The organism is uncultured Aquincola sp., from assembly GCF_964001545.1.
Classification (GTDB): domain Bacteria; phylum Pseudomonadota; class Gammaproteobacteria; order Burkholderiales; family Burkholderiaceae_C; genus Aquincola.
This window is the reverse complement of record NZ_CAXFDV010000147.1, coordinates 1-3881: the sequence shown is the minus strand read 5'-3', so window position 1 is coordinate 3881 and position 3881 is coordinate 1. Positions and strand designations below refer to the sequence as shown.

2 protein-coding genes and 1 pseudogene are annotated in these 3881 nt (G+C 69.4%); all 3 read left to right on the top strand.

Translation table 11 applies throughout. The features are described 5' to 3' along the window. Nucleotides 1–3: 3 nt before the first annotated feature. Nucleotides 4–1626 carry a dihydrolipoyllysine-residue acetyltransferase gene (aceF, locus tag ABNT58_RS05025; protein ID WP_348752412.1) on the top strand — a complete coding sequence of 541 codons (1623 nt, stop codon included), beginning with the start codon at nt 4–6 and terminating at the stop codon, nt 1624–1626. Between the two features lie 16 nt (nt 1627–1642). Next, nucleotides 1643–3424, top strand: coding sequence for a dihydrolipoyl dehydrogenase (lpdA, locus tag ABNT58_RS05020; protein ID WP_348752411.1), 1782 nt, complete (start codon nt 1643–1645; stop codon nt 3422–3424). Nucleotides 3425–3675: 251 nt separating this feature from the next. Continuing rightward, a pseudogene (locus ABNT58_RS05015) lies at nt 3676–3881 on the top strand (hypothetical protein); the annotation flags it as partial.

Sequence of the window (3881 nt, the reverse complement as noted above, 5' to 3'; positions counted from 1 at the left end):
GAGATCATCGAACTGATGGTCCAGCCCGGTGACACCATCAAGGCGGAACAGAGCCTGATCACCGTCGAGAGCGACAAGGCCTCGATGGAGATCCCGTCGTCGCATGCCGGCGTGGTCAAGGAACTGAAGGTGAAGGTGGGCGACAAGGTCAGCGAAGGCACGCTGGTGCTGATGCTGGAAACCGCCGATGCGGGGGCTGCGGCGCCGGCGCCCGCACCGGCTGCTGCGCCCGCCGCCGCGCCTGCCCCGGCACCGGCTGCCGCTGCCCCTGCGCCCGCCCCGGCCGCCGCCAGCGGCCCGGTGGAAGTGACCGTGCCCGACATCGGCGACTTCGACGAAGTGGCCGTCATCGAGGTGATGGTCAAGGCCGGCGACACCGTGAAGGTGGAGCAGAGCCTGATCACCGTCGAGAGCGACAAGGCCTCGATGGAGATCCCCTCGTCGCATGCCGGCGTGGTGCAGGAGCTCAAGGTCAAGGTCGGCGACAAGGTGTCCAAGGGCACGCTGATCGCGGTGCTGCAAGGCGCTGCGGGCGCGGCGGCCCCCGCGGCCGCACCGGCCGTCGCACCCGCGCCGGCCCCGGCCCCCGCGGCTGCCGCTGCCCCGGCTCCGGCTGCTGCTGCGGCGTCTGCGCCCGCTGCCGCGCCGGCCGCGATGCCCGCGCACGACCCGACGGCGGCCAAGGGCAAGCTGCCCCATGCCTCGCCCTCCATCCGCCGCTTCGCCCGTGAACTGGGCGTGCCGCTGCAAGAGGTCAAGGGCACCGGCCCCAAGGGCCGCATCACCCAGCAGGACGTGCAGTCCTTCGTCAAGGGCGTGATGAGCGGCAGCGTGCAGACCCAGGCGTCGGCCGCCGCGACCAAGCCGGCGGCTGCCGCTGCCGGTGGCGCCTTCCCGGGCCTGCTGCCCTGGCCGCAGGTCGACTTCACCAAGTTCGGCCCGGTCGAGCGCAAGGACCTGTCGCGCATCAAGAAGATCAGCGGCGCCAACCTGCACCGCAACTGGGTGGTGATCCCGCACGTCACCAACCACGACGAAGCCGACATCACCGAGCTGGAAGCCTTCCGCGTTCAACTGAACAAGGAAAACGAGAAGGCGGGCATCAAGGTCACGATGCTGGCCTTCATGATCAAGGCGGCCGTGGCGGCGCTCAAGAAGTTCCCCGAGTTCAACAGCTCGCTGGACGGTGAGCAGCTGGTGCTGAAGAACTACTTCCACATCGGCTTTGCGGCGGACACGCCCAATGGCCTGGTGGTGCCGGTGATCAAGGACGCCGACAAGAAGGGCATCTTCCAGATCAGCCAGGAGATGGGCGAGCTGGCCAAGAAGGCGCGCGACGGCAAGCTGGGGCCGGCCGACATGAGCGGCGGCTGCTTCAGCATCAGCTCGCTGGGCGGCATCGGCGGCAAGTACTTCACGCCGATCATCAACGCGCCCGAGGTGGCCATCATGGGCGTGTGCAAGAGCACCATCGAGCCCAAGTGGGACGGCAAGGCCTTCCAGCCGCGCCTGATCCTGCCGCTGAGCCTGAGCTGGGACCACCGCGTGATCGACGGCGCGGCTGCCGCTCGCTTCAACGTCTACTTCGCATCGCTGCTGGCGGACTTCCGCCGCATCGTGCTCTGAACGGAAGGAGCACGACATGGCATTGATCGACGTGAAGGTGCCGGATATCGGCGACTTCAAGGACGTGGCCGTCATCGAGGTGCTGGTCAAGCCGGGTGACACCGTCAAGGCCGAGCAGAGCCTGATCACCGTCGAGAGCGACAAGGCCTCGATGGAGATCCCCTCGTCGCACGGCGGCGTGGTCAAGGAGCTCAAGGTCAACATCGGCGACAAGGTGAACGAAGGCTCGGTGCTGCTGGTGCTGGAAGCCGAGGGCGCTGCCGCCCCGGCACCCGCGCCGGCAGCACCTGCTGCGGCCCCCGCGGCTGCGGCCGCACCGGCGCCCGCGCCGGCTGCAGCTCCTGCCCCCGCGCCGCAAGCCGCCAGCTATGCCGGCGGTGCCGACCTCGAGTGCGACATGCTGGTGCTGGGCGCGGGCCCCGGCGGCTACTCGGCCGCCTTCCGCGCCGCCGACCTGGGCATGAAGACCGTGCTGGTGGAACGCTTCCCGACCCTGGGCGGCGTGTGCCTGAACGTGGGCTGCATCCCCAGCAAGGCGCTGCTGCACGTGGCCGCGGTGATGGACGAGGTCAAGCACTTCGCCGACCTGGGCGTGAGCTTCGCCGAGCCGCAGGTGGACCTGGGCAAGCTGCTGGCGCACAAGAACAAGGTGGTGGGCAAGCTCACCGGCGGCCTGGCCGCGATGGCCAAGATGCGCAAGGTCACCGTGGTCAACGGCGTGGGCGAGTTCGCCGACCCCTTCCACCTGAAGGTGACGGGCGCTGACGGCAAGGCCCAGACCATCAAGTTCAAGTCGGCCATCATCGCCGCCGGCTCCGAGGCGGTGAAGCTGCCGTTCCTGCCGAAGGACGATCCGCGCGTGGTCACCAGCACCGGCGCGCTGGAGCTGCGCCAGCGGCCCGAGCGCATGCTGGTCATCGGCGGCGGCATCATCGGCCTGGAAATGGGCACGGTGTACTCCACGCTGGGCGCCAAGCTCGACGTGGTGGAGATGCTGGACGGCCTGATGCAGGGCGCCGACCGCGACCTGGTCAAGGTGTGGCAGAAGATGAACGCCCATCGCTTCGACAAGCTGATGCTCAAGACCAAGACCGTGGGCGCCGAAGCCACGGCCGACGGCATCAAGGTCAGCTTCGAGGGCCTGGACGGCAGCAAGAGCGAAGGCGTTTACAACCTGGTGCTGCAGGCGGTGGGCCGCACGCCCAACGGCAAGAAGATCGGCGCCGACAAGGCCGGTGTGATCGTGGGCGACCGCGGCTTCATTCCGGTGGACGTGCAGATGCGCACCAACGTGCCGCACATCTTCGCCATCGGCGACATCGTCGGCCAGCCGATGCTGGCGCACAAGGCGGTGCACGAGGCCCATGTGGCGGCGGAAGCGGCCTCGGGTGACACCAAGGCGCAGTTCGACGCCCGCGTGATCCCGAGCGTGGCCTACACCGACCCCGAGGTGGCCTGGGTGGGCCTGACCGAGGACGAGGCCAAGGCCAAGGGCATCAAGGTCAAGAAGGGCCTGTTCCCGTGGACGGCTTCCGGCCGCGCCATCGCCAACGGCCGCGACGAGGGCTTCACCAAGCTGCTGTTCGACGCCGAATCGCACCAGATCCTGGGCGGCGGCATCGTCGGCACGCATGCCGGCGACATGATCGGCGAGGTGGCCCTGGCCATCGAGATGGGCGCCGACGAGGTGGACATCGGCAAGACCATCCACCCGCACCCGACGCTGGGCGAAAGCATCGGCATGGCCGCCGAAGTGGCCCACGGCAGCTGCACCGACCTGCCGCCGCAGCGCAAGTAAGGCGCGCGCCGGGCGCAGCCCGGCCGCCCACGCTGCCAGAGCCGCCTTCGGGCGGCTTTTTCACGGCCGTGGCCCGCGCGCCTGCCCTCTCAAGTCCGCCCCGGGGATGACGAAACCATGGCGTGTCCCCCCCACCTCACCTTCGCGCGCCCGCGGGCGATGCTGCGCCGCCGCTTGGCCCGCGGCGGCGCGGGGGCGGGTGGGCCAAGCGACTTGCGTCGGCCGGCCTGGTTGCGCTGCTGGCGCTGGGCGTGTTGCCATCGGCCGCGTGGGACGACGACCGCATGGTGGTGGCGGCGCAGCGGCTGGGTCCGCTGGCGGTCAGCGGGGTCGAATCCCTGCAGCCGGCGCTGATCCAGGCCGCCGAGATGGCCGAGGAAGACCGGCTTCGTTTCATCAACGACTTCTTCAATCGGCGGATACGCTTCAGGGATGATCTGGCCGTCTGGGGCCAGGT

What these genes read in the sequence shown, in the direction of transcription:
- lpdA (WP_348752411.1), top strand. Translation starts at nt 1,643, where the DNA reads ATGGCATTGATCGACGTGAAGGTGCCGGATATCGGCGACTTCAAGGAC.